The organism is Mesorhizobium sp. M2A.F.Ca.ET.043.02.1.1 (assembly GCF_003952405.1).
GTDB lineage: Bacteria > Pseudomonadota > Alphaproteobacteria > Rhizobiales > Rhizobiaceae > Mesorhizobium.
In genome coordinates this window covers 5,026,859-5,043,098 of sequence record NZ_CP034445.1, presented here as the reverse complement: position 1 = coordinate 5,043,098, position 16,240 = coordinate 5,026,859, and the positions used below count along the sequence as shown (strand labels likewise).

General features: G+C 66.1%; 14 protein-coding genes. 7 read left to right on the top strand and 7 right to left on the bottom strand.

The features are described 5' to 3' along the window. Window positions 1-12: 12 nt before the first annotated feature. Genes EJ068_RS23885 through EJ068_RS23865 form a run of 5 tightly spaced genes read right to left on the bottom strand, consistent with a single transcriptional unit; the run spans window position 13 to window position 5,237 of the window. Entirely contained in the window at window positions 13-1,257 is a 1,245-nt protein-coding gene (locus EJ068_RS23885) for an MFS transporter (protein ID WP_127249291.1), read from the bottom strand. Beyond that, entirely contained in the window at window positions 1,254-1,706 is a 453-nt protein-coding gene (locus EJ068_RS23880) for a MaoC family dehydratase (protein ID WP_127249292.1), read from the bottom strand. The genes EJ068_RS23885 and EJ068_RS23880 overlap by 4 nt, the downstream gene beginning before the upstream one ends. Further along, window positions 1,703-2,143 (bottom strand): zinc ribbon domain-containing protein, encoded by a 441-nt coding sequence (locus EJ068_RS23875; RefSeq protein WP_127249293.1) that lies wholly within the window; start codon window positions 2,141-2,143, stop codon window positions 1,703-1,705. The genes EJ068_RS23880 and EJ068_RS23875 overlap by 4 nt, the downstream gene beginning before the upstream one ends. After that, complete coding sequence (locus EJ068_RS23870) at window positions 2,143-3,294, bottom strand: thiolase family protein (RefSeq protein WP_127249294.1); 1,152 nt, start codon at window positions 3,292-3,294, stop codon at window positions 2,143-2,145. Before EJ068_RS23870 ends, EJ068_RS23875 begins: the two co-directional genes overlap by 1 nt. Next, window positions 3,291-5,237 (bottom strand): acetoacetate--CoA ligase, encoded by a 1,947-nt coding sequence (locus EJ068_RS23865; protein WP_127249295.1) that lies wholly within the window; start codon window positions 5,235-5,237, stop codon window positions 3,291-3,293. Before EJ068_RS23865 ends, EJ068_RS23870 begins: the two co-directional genes overlap by 4 nt. A 134-nt stretch (window positions 5,238-5,371) precedes the next feature. On the opposite strand from EJ068_RS23865, the gene EJ068_RS23860 reads away from it, so the two are divergent. Further along, window positions 5,372-6,547, top strand: a complete 1,176-nt coding sequence (locus EJ068_RS23860; protein WP_189342573.1) for an acetyl-CoA C-acetyltransferase — start codon at window positions 5,372-5,374, stop codon at window positions 6,545-6,547. Window positions 6,548-6,662: 115 nt separating this feature from the next. Here EJ068_RS23860 and EJ068_RS23855 read toward each other — a convergent pair whose 3' ends face one another. Continuing rightward, on the bottom strand, window positions 6,663-7,586 hold the full coding sequence (locus tag EJ068_RS23855; protein WP_127249297.1) for a nucleoside hydrolase: 924 nt from the start codon (window positions 7,584-7,586) through the stop codon (window positions 6,663-6,665). Between the two features lie 17 nt (window positions 7,587-7,603). On the opposite strand from EJ068_RS23855, the gene EJ068_RS32780 reads away from it, so the two are divergent. The 6 genes from EJ068_RS32780 (at window position 7,604) to adhP (ending at window position 14,996) form a co-directional block, all read left to right on the top strand. Beyond that, window positions 7,604-7,756: a hypothetical protein gene (locus tag EJ068_RS32780; RefSeq protein WP_189342166.1), complete on the top strand. Its 153-nt coding sequence runs from the start codon at window positions 7,604-7,606 to the stop codon at window positions 7,754-7,756. 27 nt (window positions 7,757-7,783) lie between these two features. Next, complete coding sequence (locus tag EJ068_RS23850) at window positions 7,784-8,587, top strand: SDR family NAD(P)-dependent oxidoreductase (RefSeq protein ID WP_127249298.1); 804 nt, start codon at window positions 7,784-7,786, stop codon at window positions 8,585-8,587. 390 nt (window positions 8,588-8,977) lie between these two features. Next, entirely contained in the window at window positions 8,978-10,045 is a 1,068-nt protein-coding gene (locus EJ068_RS23845) for an HlyD family efflux transporter periplasmic adaptor subunit (RefSeq protein WP_127249299.1), read from the top strand. After that, window positions 10,042-12,822, top strand: coding sequence for a ribosome-associated ATPase/putative transporter RbbA (gene rbbA / locus EJ068_RS23840; RefSeq protein WP_245463209.1), 2,781 nt, complete (start codon window positions 10,042-10,044; stop codon window positions 12,820-12,822). The genes EJ068_RS23845 and rbbA overlap by 4 nt, the downstream gene beginning before the upstream one ends. Continuing rightward, window positions 12,822-13,934: an ABC transporter permease gene (locus EJ068_RS23835; RefSeq protein ID WP_127249301.1), complete on the top strand. Its 1,113-nt coding sequence runs from the start codon at window positions 12,822-12,824 to the stop codon at window positions 13,932-13,934. The genes rbbA and EJ068_RS23835 overlap by 1 nt, the downstream gene beginning before the upstream one ends. Window positions 13,935-13,961: 27 nt before the next feature. Further along, complete coding sequence (adhP, locus tag EJ068_RS23830; RefSeq protein ID WP_127249302.1) at window positions 13,962-14,996, top strand: alcohol dehydrogenase AdhP; 1,035 nt, start codon at window positions 13,962-13,964, stop codon at window positions 14,994-14,996. A gap of 149 nt (window positions 14,997-15,145) precedes the next feature. Here the strand turns inward: adhP and ugpC are convergent, their stop codons facing one another. Next, window positions 15,146-16,222 carry a sn-glycerol-3-phosphate ABC transporter ATP-binding protein UgpC gene (gene ugpC, locus EJ068_RS23825; RefSeq protein WP_127249303.1) on the bottom strand — a complete coding sequence of 359 codons (1,077 nt, stop codon included), beginning with the start codon at window positions 16,220-16,222 and terminating at the stop codon, window positions 15,146-15,148. Window positions 16,223-16,240 lie beyond the last annotated feature (18 nt).

The window sequence follows — 16,240 nt, the reverse complement described above, 5'->3', positions numbered from 1 at the left end:
GGCAGCGCCACCCTATCGGAGGCCGCCAGCCATTTTCACGCTCTCCGGCAAGTTTCGCAACCATAGCATGGCGGCGGCCCCCAGAAGCGGTCCGGGAACCAGGAGCAGGAAGGCCCAGCGCCAGCCGCCGATGGAGTCGGCGAAGCGCGGCGTCAGCCAGATGGCAAGCACCGTCAGCGCGAAACCGGCGCCGAGCTGCACCGACAGGGCGGTGCCTACAAAGCGGCGGTCGGCAAGTTCGGTGACTGCGGCGGAGAACTGCGCCGAATCACCGATCACCGAAACGCCCCAGACGATCGCCACCAGCATGAACAGCCAGAGCGGTCCGGTGAACAGAAAGCCCATCAGCAGCGCGCAGCTTCCCGAGACGAGCATCATGCCGGCGGTGGTGGCGGTGCGGCCGATGCGGTCCGACAGATAGCCGCCGAGCAGACAACCGAGGATGCCGGATGCCACAACGAAGAAAGTCGCGAGCGAGGCTGTGGCGGCGGTTCCGATCGCCTGCGCCTCGAAGGCCGCGCGCGTATAGGCGAGCAGCCAGGCCCACATGGCATAGAGCTCCCACATGTGGCCGAGATAGCCGAGATTGGCGAGGAGCAGCGGCTTTTCGCGAAACACCCGGCCGATGCGCGAGGGCTCGAAGATAGCCTTGCCGAAGGGATAGGGTCCTTCCTTCGCGAACAGCAGGAAGAGCAGCGCGCCCGCAGCGGTGGCCACGCTTGCCGCGGCGACTACGGGCCGCCAGTCGAGCACGGTCGAGACGGCGCGGAAGAGATGCGGCAGCGCCGAACCGACTGTGAGCGCGCCGATGACCGCGCCGAGCGCCAGTCCCCTGTCGCGCGCGAACCAGGTGGCGACCAGCTTGAGCGCCGGCGGATAGACGCCGGCAAGTGCGGCGCCGGTGACGATGCGCGCGGCGATCACACCGCCCGGCCCGGGATGGAAGAGCAGCGTCGCGTTGGCTAAAGCAGCGACGAGGGCTGCTGCCGCCATCAGGCGGCTCAGCCGTACAAGGTCCGGCAAATTGACCAGGCTCGCCACCAGCGCGCCGATGACGAAGCCGACCTGGACGCCATTGGTCAGCCAGGCCTCGGCGCTGGCGCCCAGCGCCAGCTCCTGCTTCAATTCGGGAAGGATCGCGGTCGCCGAGAACCACGTGGTCAGCGACAGGACGACCGCCAGGCAAAGCAGCGACAGCACGCGCCAGCGCTCGCTGTCGGCCGCCATGCCAAGGCGGCCGTCGCCGACCGTGCTCATGCGCCTTGCAGCGGTACGGTGAACACCGTGGCCGTGCCGGTGAGGCAAAGCTCGCCCTGGCCGTTGCGCACGCTGGTCTCGATCTTGCAGATCGGCTTGTCGGGGCGCACTTCCTTGACCTCCACGCGGCCGGTGATCTCCTCGTCAACGCCAACGGCCTTGACGAACTTCCAGGCCACTTCGAGGAACACGGTCCCGGGGCCGGGCAGATCCTCGGCGACCAACGCGTTGAGGATGCCGGAGGTGACGCCGCCCTGCACGATGAGCTTGCCGAACATCAACTTCTCGGCCAGCGCGCGGTCGTAGTGCAGGGGATTACGATCGCCGGTGATGCCGGTGAAGGCCTCGATGTCGCTCATCCTTGTGCGTCGCGTGCGCTCGGCGAAGGCGCCGACCTGCGGACGGCCTTTCACGACACCCACCCAACCGTCCTTCGTTTCGGTGCTCATTGCGGCTTCTCCTCTGCTCTGGGTTCGACTGGTCTGAAGGCCGGCAGGACACGGCCGCCGATGGCGGTCGGCGCAAGCAACAGCATGTCTCCGATCTGTTGCGGCCGTGTGCCGGGCAGGATGAAGCTCAGCATCGTCGGGCCTTCGGCCAATTCGACCAGGCCGACCACATACGGTGCCGCGGGCAGCCAGCCGGGATGGCCGGGTTTATGCACCTTGGAAAAGGATTTGAGCCGTCCCCTGCCCGATGCGTCTTTCCAGACCAGCCGCTTGCTCCAGCAATGCGGGCAGATCGGGCGCGGATAGAAGACGGCCTTGCCGCAATCCTCGCAATGCTGGATGGTCAGCCGGCCCTCGGCGGCGGCATCCCAGAACGGCCTGGACAGCGCGGTGATCGTCGGGCCAGGGGTTTTCAGCGTGTTGAGATCGACGGACATCAGGCGGCCCCCAACACCAGGGCGGTCGCTTCGCTCATCGTCGCGCCATTGCCGGTGACCAGGGCGAGCCCGGCCTTGCCGATCTGGCGTTCACCGGCCTCGCCACGCAGCTGGCGCACCGCTTCGACGACATGGGTCATGCCGCCGGCAAGGTCGGGCTGGCCGAAGCCGAGCTGGCCGCCATGTGTGTTGAGCGGCTTGTCGCCCTTGTGCGACAGATCGTGCTCGTTCAGCCACGCGCCGAACTGGCCCGGCGCGCAGAGGCCGGCATCCTCGAACGTGGTCGCGACCATGATCGTGTAGCAATCGTAGAGCGACAGAAGGCCCATCTCGTCAGCCTTCGTGCCGGACTGCGCGAGGGCCCTTGCCATGGCGCTCTTCAGCGGACCGGAAGTCAGGTGTGGGGCCTGGCTGACCGCGCGGTGCGTGACCTTCTCGCCGGCGCCGAGCAGATGGACAGGCGGCTTGCGGAGCGACCGCGCGCGTTCGGCCGAGGTGACGACGACCGCTTCGCCGCCGGCGACCGGCATGACGATTTCGAGGAGATGCAGCGGCGAGGCGATCATCGGCGAGGCAAGCACCGCTTCGACATCGGCCGGCTTGCCATAGAAGATGGCGTCGGGGTTGAGCTGCGCGTTGGCGCGCGCCGCCGCGGCGATCAGCGCGAAATCTCGCGCGGTCGAGCCGTATTCCGCCATATGCGCCTGCATCAGCAGCGCATAGGAGATGTTGGCGCCCGAAGCGCCGAAAGGCACGTCGAACTCGCGGATCGGATTGCGATTGGGCGAGCGGGGTGCAACCTCCTCGCGGTTGTTGGCGAGCACGCACAGCACCGCCTCGCACATGCCGGCCTCGATCGCGGCCGCCGCGCGCCAGACCATGCCTGCGCCGGACGCGCCGCCAAGATCGACGACATTGGCCATGGTCGGCGCGAGTCCCAGATATTCGGCTATGGTCGCCGGAACATGCTGCGGCGTCTCGCCGACCTGCGGCCCGACCAGCAGCCCGTCGATAGCCGCCGGCTCCAGCCCGGCGTCGAGCACCGCCAGGCGCGAGACCTCGGCGATCATCTCCAGCGTCGTCACGCCGCTGGTCAGGCGCTGCGGCTTCAACTCGCCGATGCCGACGACCGCTCCCTTTGCCCGGCTCATGCCGCCTTGCTCCGGTCGAGCGCGCGGTATTCGTCGAGGCAGGCGGGATTGGCGAGCGAAGCCATGTTCTTGACCGGCTTGCCTTCGAGCGTGGCGCGGGCGGCACCCTCGACGCGCTTGCCGTTCAGCGTATAGGGCACGGCCTGCACCGCGTGGATGCGATGCGGCACGTGACGGGGCGAGGCGCCTTCGCGGATCGCTTTGCGAATTCGCATGGCGAGCTCGGGGGTCAGCGCAAAGCCGTCGTTGAGCTTGACGCAGAGCACGATCTCCTCGTCGCCTTCGATGGGCGCGCCAAAGACCAGGCAATCCTCGATCTCGGCAAAATTCTCGCAGGCGGCGTAGATTTCCGCCGTGCCGATCCGCACGCCGCCGGGCTTCAGCGTCGTGTCCGAGCGGCCGTGGATGACGCCAGAGCCGTAAGCCGTCATCTCGGCGACGTCGCCATGTGTCCAGATCTCGCGGCGTGCGGCGAAGTAGGTGGCGTGATAGCGCGCGTCGCCGTCCTTGCTCCAGAAGGCCAGCGGCATGGACGGGAACGGCTCGGTGCAGACGAGATCGCCCTGCCGGCCGATGACCGGCGCATTGCGCTCGTCCATGACGCCGACGGCGAGGCCGAGCCCTTTCACGGTCAGCTCGCCGCGCCGCACAGGATGGATCGGCGATCCCAGCAGGAAGCAGCCGATGATCTCGGTGCCGCCGGAGATCGAAGCGAAGATCATGTCGCGCTTCACATGATCGTAGACCCAGTCGAACTGCCCGGGTGAGACGGGCGCACCGGCCGACAGCAGCGAACGCAGCGACGAGAGATCATGCAGGCGCCCCGGCGCGTAACCTTCGGCGGCAAGTGTCGCCAGGTATTTAGGACTGGTGCCGAAATGCGTGACGCGAGCGCGCTCGGCCATTTTCCAGAGCGGACTGGGGTCGAGGCGATCGGCCGATTTCAGGATCGGCGCGCCGTCATAGAGCACCACGCTCGCGCCGCAGGCCAGACCTGAGATCAGCCAGTGATACATCATCCAGGCGGTGTTGGTGTACCAGCTCATGACGTCGCCCGGGCGGACGTCGCCGTGGAGCAGGTGCTCCTTCAGGTGCTGGAGCAGCACGCCGCCGGCGCGATGGACGATCGCCTTCGGCGCGCCTGTCGTGCCGGAGGTGTAGAGCACATAGGCCGGGTGGTCGAAGGGCACGCGCTCGAAACTGAGAGGAGCGTCGCGGCCGAAATCGTCGAACGAAATGCAATCCGCCGCGCAATCCGGCTTCGGGCCGGGTTGGCCGGTCAGCACCAGCGTCGTCACCGTCGGCATCGCGGCGACGATCTCGGCCAGCCTGGCGGAGATGTCGTGCTCCTTGCCCGCATAGCGGTAGCGCGGCGCGGCGAACAGCACCTTGACGCCGATCTGGCCGAGGCGGTCGACGATCGCGGCGGCGCCGAAATCCGGCGAGCAGGACGACCAGATGGCGCCGACGGAAAGCGTCGCCAAAAGCGCCACGAGCCCTTCGACCCTATTTGGCAGGATACCGCCGACGCAGTCGCCCTTGCCGACGCCGGCCGCGCGCAGGCCATGCGCCGTCCTAGCGACGAGCCGGCGCAATTCGCCCAGTGTGATGGTCTGGAAATGGCCGCTCTCGTCGGCCTCGATGAGAGCAATCCTCTCCTCGTCGCCGCGCAGCAGGTTTTCCGCGAGATTGAGTGTCGCTTCCGGCAGGAAGCGACTCCCGGTCATCGGCGCATTGTCGTCGCGCAGGAAGGCGCTCCCGCCCGGATCTCCAATGACCTCGGCGAAATCCCACATCGCTCGCCAGAAGGCGCCGGGATCGCCGATGGACCAGCGATGCAGCGTCTCGTAGTCGCGCGGATCGAAGCCGTTGGCCATCGAAAAGCGCGCAAGATTGGACGATTGGAACGCGGCCGGCGCCGGCGTCCAAAGCACGGATGACATGGATTTCCTCCCGCAATGCAGGCCGGGCTCGATGCCGCGACCTTGCCTGCCGATGCATTTCATGATTATTGGTTATAACCAGAATGTCAAGCGGCGATCACGCCCAAGCGGACCGCGCTGCCGGAGGAACAGACATGGACGCCGTTTACATCGTTGCCGCGAAGCGGACGCGCATCGGCAAGCTGAACGGCGCGTTCGCCGGTCTGTCGGCGGCGGAGCTGGGGGCGCAGCTTATCCAGGCGATGCTGGCCGAAAAGCAGCTTGCGCCCGATGCCGTCGGCGAGGTGATCATGGGCCAGGTGCTGACCGGCGGCGCCGGGCAGAATCCCGCCCGGCAGGCTGCTCTCAAGGCCGGCCTGCCGGTCGGCGTGCCCGCCATGACCGTCAACAAGGTCTGCGGCGCCGGGCAGAAGTCGATCCATCTCGCCGCCCAGGCCATTCGCTGCGGCGACGCCGACTGCGTGATCGCCGGCGGACAGGATTCGATGACTTCGGCGCCACATGTCATTCACGGGGTGCGCGCCGGCATCCGCATGGGCGACCGTACGGTGAAGGATTCCATGATCACCGACGGTCTGTGGGACGCCTTCCATCAGGTGCATATGGGCGTCACCGCCGAAGCGCTGGCGCAGCGCTACCAGATCACCCGCGAGGAACAGGACAGGTTCGCGCTGCGCTCGCAGGAGAAGGCGGACGCCGCCATCCAGGCTGGCAGGTTCGACGACGAGATTGCGCCTGTGTCGATCAAGGCCAGGCAAGGCGATGTCGTCATCGAGCGTGACGAGCATCCCAACCCCTCCACCACGATGGAAGGCCTTGGCCGGCTGAGACCGGTCTTCGATGCGGCGGGGACGATCACGGCCGGCAACTCATCCGGTCTCAACGACGGCGCCGCCGCGGTGCTTGTGATGTCGGAGGCGCGGATGAAGGAACTCGGCCTGACACCCCTCGCCAGCATCGCCTCTTATGCTTCTGCCGGCGTCGAGCCGATGGACATGGGCCTCGGTCCCGTCGCGGCCTCGCGGCGCGCGCTCGACAAGGCCGGCTGGCGCGCGTCCGATCTCGACGCGATGGAGATCAACGAGGCCTTCGCCGCGCAAGCCATCGCCGTCAATCGCGAGATGGGCTGGAACGAGGACATCATCAATATGAGCGGCGGCGCCATCGCGCTTGGCCATCCGCTGGCCGGCTCCGGCTGCCGCATCGTGGTGACGCTGCTGCACGAGATGGTCCGGCGTGGAGCGAAGAAGGGCTTGGCCTCGCTCTGCATCGGCGGCGGCCAGGGTGTCGCGATCTGCCTGGAGCGGTGAGCCTTCCGACGGCCTAAAGCGCGTCGCGATCTTTCAGATTCGCTCCATGCGCTTTAGGTTCTTGATTTACGCATGTCTTGATCCCGAAACCGGTTCCCACTTCGGGAGACATGCTTTAGCGGAGCAAATCGAGCATCAGCTTGAAGAAGCGGTCGGCATCGACTTCATAGGCGATGCGCGCATTGTCCTCCTCACCGCGCTCATGCCAGAAATCGGCCACCGTGGCGCCGAATGTGTAGCTGCCGGACAGGTCGACGCCGATATGCGCCGGACGCGTGCGGACGAGCGTCGGATCGATCGCCAGCGCCAGCGCCAGCGGGTCGTGCATGGCGCCGCCGACGCCCATCGAGTTGCGGTGCAGCTTCTCGTAGAATTTCAGCCAGTCCATGACCACGCGGCCGAGCGGTGTGTCGATCCTGGCCAGTTCCTCGTATTGCGGCGCCTCGATCAGCACTTGCATGGTCACGTCGAGCCCGATCATGGTGATGGGCACCCTTGCGTCCAGCACCAGCTTCAGGGCCTCGGGGTCGCAGAAGGCGTTGAACTCGGTCGGCGTGATGATCTCGCTCTTGCGATAGAACACGCCGCCCATCCAGATCAGCTCCTTGATCTTGGGCAGCACGTGCGGGTGCTTGAGCACGAGCAGGCCGATGTTGCAGAGCGGGCCGGTCGCCACCACCAGCAGCGGTTCCGGTGATGCCGCGAGCTTCTCGGCAAGGAAGTCTACCGCACGCTGCTTGATCGGCCCGCGCGAGGGCTGCGGCAGATAGGGCGAGCCTTCGAGCCCGCTCGGGCCATCGGCGGTGCCCAGAACCAGCGGCCGCGCCAGGGGCCGCGCGCAGCCGGCGGCGACCGGCACATCGCCGGCGCCGAGCAAATCGAGCACGCGGATCGCGTTGTCCGTCGTCTTCTCGAGCTCCGCGTTGCCGCATGTCGTGGTGACGCCGAGAAGCTCGATGTCGGGCGAGCGATGCGCCATGACCAGCGCGATGGCATCGTCGTGGCCGGGGTCGCAGTCGTAGAGGATTGGGGTCGGCATCGGTGTGGGACAGCTATATGGACGTGCCCAGCGCAACGCTCGCGGCGCAAGCCTATCCGGATGTTCCGATCAGGCGCCCGCTGGATGGCAACGCCGCCTTCATCGACACCTCGGCGGCCAAAGCGGCGCTGGGCTTCGAGCCGCGCTTCTCGTGGCGCGACTATCGCTGACCGGTATCTGGGCTTCGGAGACAAGAGATGCGCTTCAAGGACAAGATCGTTCTGGTGACGGGCGCCGCCGGCGCCATCGGCTCCGCAGCGGTGCGCCGCTTCGTCGAGGAAGGCGCTACAGTCGCGATCGCCGATCTCGACGGGCCTCGTGCTCAGGCCCTGGCAGCGACCTTTGGCGACCGCGCCGAAGCCTTCGCGGTTGACGTCGCCGAACCCGTGGCGGTGGACGCTATGGTCACGGCGGTGGTTACGCGTTTCGGCCGGATCGACGTGCTGTTCAACAATGCCGGCATTTCCGGAAAGGTCGCGCCGGTCCACGAGCTGAGCACCGAGGACTGGCAACGCATCGTCGGCATCAACCTCAACGGCATGTTCTACGTCCTGCGCGCGACACTGGCGACCATGATCGCGGGCAAGATCAAGGGATCGGTGGTCAATATGGGCTCGTCCATGGCCGGCTGGGACGTGCTGTCCGGCGGCGCCGGCTATGCCTCGACCAAGCACGGCGTGGTCGGCCTGACCAGGATCGCGGCCCTCGACGCCGCCGCCTATGGCATTCGCGTCAACGCGATCTGCCCCGGGGTCATCGAGACCCGGCTGGGCGTGCCGGCGCGGGACCAGGCAGCCTATGAAGCCGGCATTCGCCGTTTCGCCGACCGCATTCCGCTGCGCCGTATCGGCCAGCCCGAGGATGTCGCCGCCGCCGTCGCCTTCCTGGCCTCGGACGATGCCCGCCACGTCACCGGCGTCGACTGCCTGCTCGACGGCGGACAGACATTGCAAAGCTGGGCGAACGCGCCCGATGCGGACGCTTTCCCGCGATTTGTCTGACGCTCCGGCCGCCGAACAGCTCCTCTCGACCGCGTCAGCACGGTATCGTCCTCGCCATAATGCATTGACCGATCAGAAGGCCGGCGAACGTTCAGGCCCTGGTCCCGACGCTCACAGCGACCCCTTCTCCCAGAATTGATATCGATCAAGGTCGCCGCAGCCGGTCTCTGTTTTGGTCGCGCCAACTTGGCAACCTGAACGGAGTTCCCCTGACATGGACGGCATTACCTTAAGCGCCGAACAGATCGGCGCCTGGCGGCGGGAGATTGCCTCGGCAAGGTTCCTTCCCTTCTCCGCTTCGGGGCCGCTGTCTCCGGCGCCACTCCATCTCGAGGGGGCGCTTTTGGCGCCAGCCGAACCTGACGTATCGCGCAACACCGAAGGCCGGCCATGAAGGTTTCCCGGCGATGGCTGATCCTCGGCGCCCTGATAGCCATCGGAGCAGCCGGCTACTATGTGTGGCAGCGTTCCAAGGACGGGCAACTGCCGGAAGGCATCGCCAGCGGCAACGGCCGCATCGAGGCGGTCGAAATCGACGTCTCGACGAAGGCGGCGGGGCGGATCAAGGAAATCCTTGTCGGCGAAGGCGATTTCGTCAAGGCCGGCCAGGTGCTTGCCCGCATGGACACAGCGCAGCTCGAGGCGCAGCGCCGTCAGGCCGAGGCGCAGTTTCAGCGCGCCATCATCGGGGTCGAGACCGCTGGCAGCCTGGTGACGCAGCGCGAGGCTGAAAAGACGGCGGCCGGCGCTGTCGTCGCGCAGCGCGAAGCCGAGCTCGACGCCGCCGATCGGACCCTGGCGCGCTCGCAGCAGCTTGCGGTCAACAACACCGTCTCCCAGCAGGTCCTGGACAACGACCGCGCGGCCGAGCAGAGCGCGAAAGCCGCCGTCGCCGCCGCGCAGGCCCAACTCGCCGCCAGTGAAGCGGCCATCAACGCCGCGCGGGCGCAGGTGGTCGATGCCAAGTCCACGGTCGACGCGGCGCAGGCCGCGATCGAAAGCATCGACGCCGATATCGGCGACGCCACGCTGGCGTCGCCGCGCGACGGGCGCATCCAGTTCCGCGTGGCGGAGCCCGGAGAGGTGCTGGCGGGCGGCGGGCGCGTGCTCAACCTCGTCGACCTCGGCGATGTCTACATGACCTTCTTCCTGTCGACCGCGCAGGCCGGGCGCGTCGCGATCGGCTCCGATGTGCGTCTCGTGCTCGACGCGGCGCCGCAATACATCATCCCCGCCAAGGTGACCTTCGTCGCGGACGTCGCGCAGTTCACGCCCAAGACGGTCGAAACGGAGGAGGAGCGCCTGAAGCTCATGTTCCGGATCAAGGCGCACATCGCACCGGAGCTGCTCCGCAAATATATCCAGCAGGTGAAAACCGGCCTGCCCGGCGTGGCCTATGTGCGGCTCGATCCGCAGGCCTCATGGCCGGCGAGCCTCAAGGGAAAGCTCGTGCAATGAATGCGCGGCCGGACGCCGGCGCGGGCCTTCCGTCAAGCTACGTGGCGCGGCTGGAGAATGTCGGCCACGCTTACGGAAAGGTCAGGGCTCTCGATGCCGTAACGCTCGATTTCCCGGCCGGCCGCATGGTCGGCCTGATCGGGCCGGACGGCGTCGGCAAATCCAGCCTGCTTTCCCTGATTGCCGGAGCACGGACGATCCAGCAGGGGCATGTCGAGGTGCTGGGCGGCGACATGGCCGATCTCGGCCACCGGCAGAGCGCCTACCCCAGGATCGCCTATATGCCACAAGGCCTGGGCAAGAACCTCTATCCGACGCTGTCGGTCTTCGACAACATCGATTTCTTCGGCCGCCTGTTCGGGCATGATCGGCGCGAGCGCGAGCGCCGCATCGGCGAGCTTCTGAAGCGAACGGGGCTGGCGCCTTTCGCCGAGCGGCAGGCCGGCAAGCTTTCGGGCGGCATGAAGCAGAAGCTTGGCCTGTGCTGCGCCCTCATCCACGATCCGGACCTCCTGATCCTGGACGAGCCGACCACCGGCGTCGATCCGTTGTCGCGCCGCCAGTTCTGGGAACTGATCGGCGAGATCCGCAAGGGTCGCGAGGGCATGAGCGTCATCATCGCCACGGCCTATATGGAAGAGGCCGCGCGCTTCGACTGGCTGGTGGCCATGGACGCGGGCCGCGTGCTCGCCTCCGGAACCCCGGCCGACCTGCTCGAAGGAACCGGCGCGCCCGACCTGGACGCCGCCTTCATAGCCCTTCTCCCGCCGGAGAAGCGGGACAGCCACGAGGCGGTGGTGATCCCTCCGCGGCCCGCCGGCGCCGACAGCGAACCTGCCATCGAGGCCGAACACCTTACCATGCGCTTCGGCGATTTCACCGCCGTCGACGACGTGAGCTTCCGCATTGGCCGCGGCGAGATCTTCGGCTTCCTCGGATCGAACGGCTGCGGCAAGACGACCACGATGAAGATGCTGACCGGGCTGCTCGAGCCGTCCGAGGGCAAGGCACGGCTGTTCGGGCGCGAGATCGACTCCCGCGACATCGATGTGCGGCGGCGCGTCGGCTACATGTCGCAAGGATTCTCGCTCTACTCTGAGCTGACGGTCCGGCAGAATCTCGAGCTCCATGCCCGCCTCTTCGGCATGGCCGATGCGTCGATCCCGCCCCGGGTCGAGGAGGTCGCGCAGCAATTCGGCCTCGCCGACAATGTCGACACGCTGCCCGAAGCGCTCCCGCTCGGCATCCGCCAGCGGCTGTCGCTGGCCGTGGCGATGATCCATTCTCCGGAGATACTGATCCTCGACGAGCCGACCTCCGGCGTCGACCCGGTTGCCCGCGACGGCTTCTGGCGGATTCTTGCCGACCTCTCGCGCAAGCGGAACGTGACGATCTTCGTGTCCACGCATTTCATGAACGAGGCGGAACGCTGCGACCGCATCTCGCTCATGCATGCCGGCAAGGTCCTGGTCAGCGACACGCCGGCCGCAATCGTCAAAAGCCGGTCGGCGGCAACGCTGGAGGAAGCCTTCGTCGGATATCTCGAGGAGGCGACAGGCGCGCAGGCCGAAACGCCGAGCGTGGCGGCCGGGACAATGCCGGTCCCGGAAGCGCCGGCCAGTCGCCCCGGCAGCAGCGGCACAGGCCGTTCCTTCGATATGCGCCGCATGTTCGCCTACACGCGGCGCGAGGCGCTTGAACTCTTGCGCGATCCGATCCGGGCCACGCTGGCGACCGTCGGCAGCCTCATTCTGATGTTCGTCGTCGGCTACGGCATCAACATGGACGTCGAAAACCTCTCCTTCGCCGTCCTCGATCACGAGGACACGACGATCAGCCGGGACTATGTGCTGCAGATCGCAGGCTCGCGCTATTTCACCGAGAAGGCGCCGATCATCGACTATGCCGATCTCGACCGGCGCATGGAGGACGGGGAGCTCAGCCTCGCGATCGAGATCCCGCCCGGCTTCGGGCGCGACCTCGCGCGCGGCCGCGACGTCACGATCGGCGCCTGGATCGACGGCGCCATGCCGACACGAGCCGAAACCGTGCAAGGCTATGTTTCGGGAATGCATGCCGGCTGGCTGACGCAGAAGGCGCGTGAACTCTATGGCGACGCCGCCACCGCCAGCGCCTTCCAGCTCGACATCCGCTACCGCTACAATCCCGACGTCCGCAGTCTCGATGCCATCGTTCCGGCGGTTATCCCGATGCTTCTGCTGCTGATCCCGGCGATGCTGGCCGTGCTCAGCGTGGTGCGCGAGAAGGAGCTCGGCTCCATCATCAATTTCTACGTCACGCCCGTCACCCGGCTGGAGTTCCTGATCGGCAAGCAGATTCCGTATGTCGCCCTCGCGATGCTCAACTTCGTGCCGCTGACGGGCTTCGCCGTCTTCCTCTTCGGCGTGCCGCTGACCGGCAGCCTTCCGGCTTTCGCCGCCGCCGCCCTTGTCTACGTCACGGCCACGACGGCCATGGGGCTTTTCCTGTCGACCTTCATGAGCAGCCAGATCGCGGCGATCTTCGGAACCGCGCTGATCACCATGATCCCCGCCACCCAATATTCGGGCATGATCGACCCGGTGTCGTCGCTCCAGGGCGTGGGCGCATTCGTGGGCCGGATCTATCCGACCACCTATTTCGTGACGATCTCGCGCGGCGTCTTTTCCAAGGCGCTCAGCTTTGCCGACCTGTCGGGCGCGTTCGTGCCGATGCTCGTCGCCATTCCGGTGCTGCTCGGCCTTGGAGCGGCGTTCTTGAAAAAACAGGCCCGCTGATGCGCATCGCCAACATATACAATCTCGGCATAAAGGAACTGCGCGGTCTCATGCGGGACCCGATGATGCTCGTGCTGATCGTCTATGCCTTCACCGCCGCCACCTACACCGCCTCGAAGGCGATGCCCGAGACGCTCAATCACGCTCCGATCGCCATCGTCGATGAGGATCAGTCGCCGGTCTCGTCGCGCATCGTCACGGCATTTTATCCGCCCTACTTCACCGCGCCTCTGCTCATCTCCCAGCCGGAGATGGACAGCCGCATGGATTCAGGCATGGATACTTTCGCGCTGGATATTCCGCCGAACTTCCAGCGCGATCTGCTGGCCGGCCGCTCGCCGGCGGTTCAGCTCAACATCGACGCCACCCGGATGTCGCAGGCCTTTACCGGCGGAGGCTACATCCAGTCGATCGTTTCGGGAGAAGTGAACGAATTTCTCGACCGCTATCGTTCCAAGGCCTCCCTGCCCGTCGACCTCGACCTGCGGGCGCGCTTCAACCCTGAACTCAACAAGGGTTGGTTCGGCGCCATCACCAATGCCATCTCCTCGATCACGATGCTGTCTATCGTGCTCACTGGCGCAGCGCTGATCCGCGAGCGCGAGCACGGGACGATCGAGCATCTTCTGGTGATGCCGGTCACCCCTTTCGAGATCATGACGAGCAAGATCTGGTCGATGGGCATTGTCGTGCTGGTGGCGTCCGGCCTTGCACTCGTTGTCGTCATCCAGGGACTGCTGTCGGTCCCCATCAACGGATCGATCGCGCTGTTCATGGTGGGCGCGGCGCTCGACATCGTCGCCATGACCTGCCTGGGGATATTCCTTGCCACCGTCGCCGGCTCCATGCCGCAATTCGGCCTGCTGCTGATGATGGTGCTCCTGCCCCTGCAGGTGCTGTCCGGCGGCGTCACGCCGCGCGAGAGCATGCCCATGGCCATCCAGGCCATCATGTTCACCGCGCCCAACACGCATTTCGTCATGCTGGCACAGGCGGTGCTGTTCCGCGGCGCGGGCCTCGATGTCGTGTGGCCGCAGCTCGCGGCGCTGCTGGTCATCAGCACGCTCCTGTTTGCGTTCTCGCTGCGGCGCTTCCGCCAGTTCCTGAAATAGGACCCACTCACAACCCAGGAGTATTCCATGCCCAAGACCATGAAAGCCGCCGTCGTTCGCCAGTTCGGCAAGCCGCTCGTGATCGAAGAGGTTCAGGTGCCGACGCCCGGAGCCGGCCAGATCCTCGTCAAGATCGCGGCCACCGGCGTGTGCCACACCGATCTGCACGCCGCCGAAGGCGATTGGCCGGTGAAGCCCAAGCCCCCCTTCATTCCCGGCCATGAGGGTGTCGGGCACGTCGTGGCGGTTGGATCGGGCGTCAAGCACGTCAAGGAAGGCGACCGCGTCGGGGTGCCCTGGCTCTATACCGCCTGCGGCCACTGCAGACATTGCCTCGGCGGATGGGAGACGCTTTGCGAGGAGCAGCAGAACACCGGTTATTCGGTGAACGGCAGCTTTGCCGAATACGTCCTTGCCGATCCCGATTATGTCGGCCGTCTGCCGGGCAACATATCATTCACGGAGATCGCGCCGATCCTGTGCGCGGGCGTCACCGTCTACAAGGGCCTCAAGGTCACGGACACCAAGCCTGGCGACTGGGTGGTGATCTCGGGTATCGGCGGGCTGGGCCACCTGGCGGTTCAATACGCGAAGGCGATGGGGCTGAACGTCGTTGCGGTCGACATCGACGATGCGAAGCTCGACCTCGCCAAACGCCTCGGTGCCGCGCTGGCCGTCAACGCCCGCCAGGCCGATCCCGCCGCCTTCGTCAAGAAGGAGGTCGGCGGCGCCCAGGGGGTTCTTGTTACCGCCGTGTCGCCGAAAGCCTTCGAGCAGGCGCTCGGAATGGTCGGCCGCGGGGGAACGGTGTCGCTCAATGGTCTGCCGCCTGGCGATTTCCCGCTGTCGATCTTCGATACCGTGCTCAACGGCGTGACCGTCCGCGGTTCGATCGTCGGGACACGGCTCGACCTGCAGGAAGCGCTGGACTTTGCGGGGGACGGCAAGGTCAAGGCGACAATCGAGACCGAACAGCTCGAGAACATCAACGACATCTTCTCCCGCATGCACAAGGGTGACATCCAGGGCCGCATCGTCATTGATTGTGAGAAGCAGGCCTGAGGCGCCGGCTGTAACCCTCGGAACGCGAGCTCAGCCGGCGCAGTCGGCTGAGCTGGTTCGGCCGCCATTGGTCGCGCGCGATCCGGCCGAGTGCACCCATTCGCGGCCTCGGCCGCTTAAACGCGAGCTCCACGGGCGAGCAGTTCCCCCTACCCTCTGACGAGTTCGTCCTGATTTATCCTCATGCCACTTCGCGCGTCGAATAGGTGGACCTTCGAAACCATCACCTCCAACCCAACCTCTTGATCGGGCTTGAACGGCTGCTGATCCCGAACTTCGGCCACGAGCTCGACCCCGCTTGTCCTCAACGTCAGTTCCTGAGCCTCTCCTGTCGGCTCCACCACCTGGACGCTGGCCCTCGCGTGATCGCCCCCGACGATGATGTGCTGAGGACGGATCCCGTAAATCACCTCTTGTGCGCCGTGGAACTCCAGACCTTTGGGCAATGGCAGGCGAAGGCCTGAACCGGCTTCGAACGCGCCGTTGTCGACGCGACCTTCGATGAGATTCATTTCCGGGGAGCCGATAAAGCCCGCGACGAACAGATTGGCCGGTTTCTCGTAGAGTTCGGAAGGGGTGCCGATCTGTTCGATGCGGCCCTTGTTCAGGACCACGATTCGGTCGGCGAGCGTCATCGCCTCGGTCTGGTCATGCGTGACGTAGATGCTGGTGCGGCCGAGCCGCTGGTGCAGCTTCTTGATCTCGGCACGCATCTTCACGCGCAGCTTGGCGTCGAGATTGCTGAGCGGCTCGTCGAACAGGAAGGCCGAGGGGGCGCGCACGATCGCGCGACCCATGGCGACACGCTGGCGCTGGCCGCCGGACAGCTGACGCGGCATGCGGTCGAGCAGGTCCTGCAGACCGAGGATTTCGGCAGCCGCCTTCACTCTGGAGACGATCTCCTCCCTGGGAATTTTGGCCAGCCGAAGCGCGAAGCTCATATTGTCGGCCACGCTCATATGCGGATAGAGCGCGTAGCTCTGGAAGACCATGGCTATGTCGCGCGACTTGGCCGGCATCTCGTCGACGACGCGCCCGCCAATGCGGATCTCACCAGTCGTATGCTCTTCGAGCCCCGCGATGATGCGCAGGAGCGTTGACTTGCCGCAGCCCGACGGACCGACCAGGACCACGAACTCGCCGCTGGCGATCTCGATGTTGACGTCGCGCAGGACTTCCACCGCGCCGAAGCTCTTGCCGAGCTGTTCTATCTCGATTGCGGACACCTATTCTTCTCCCGTACC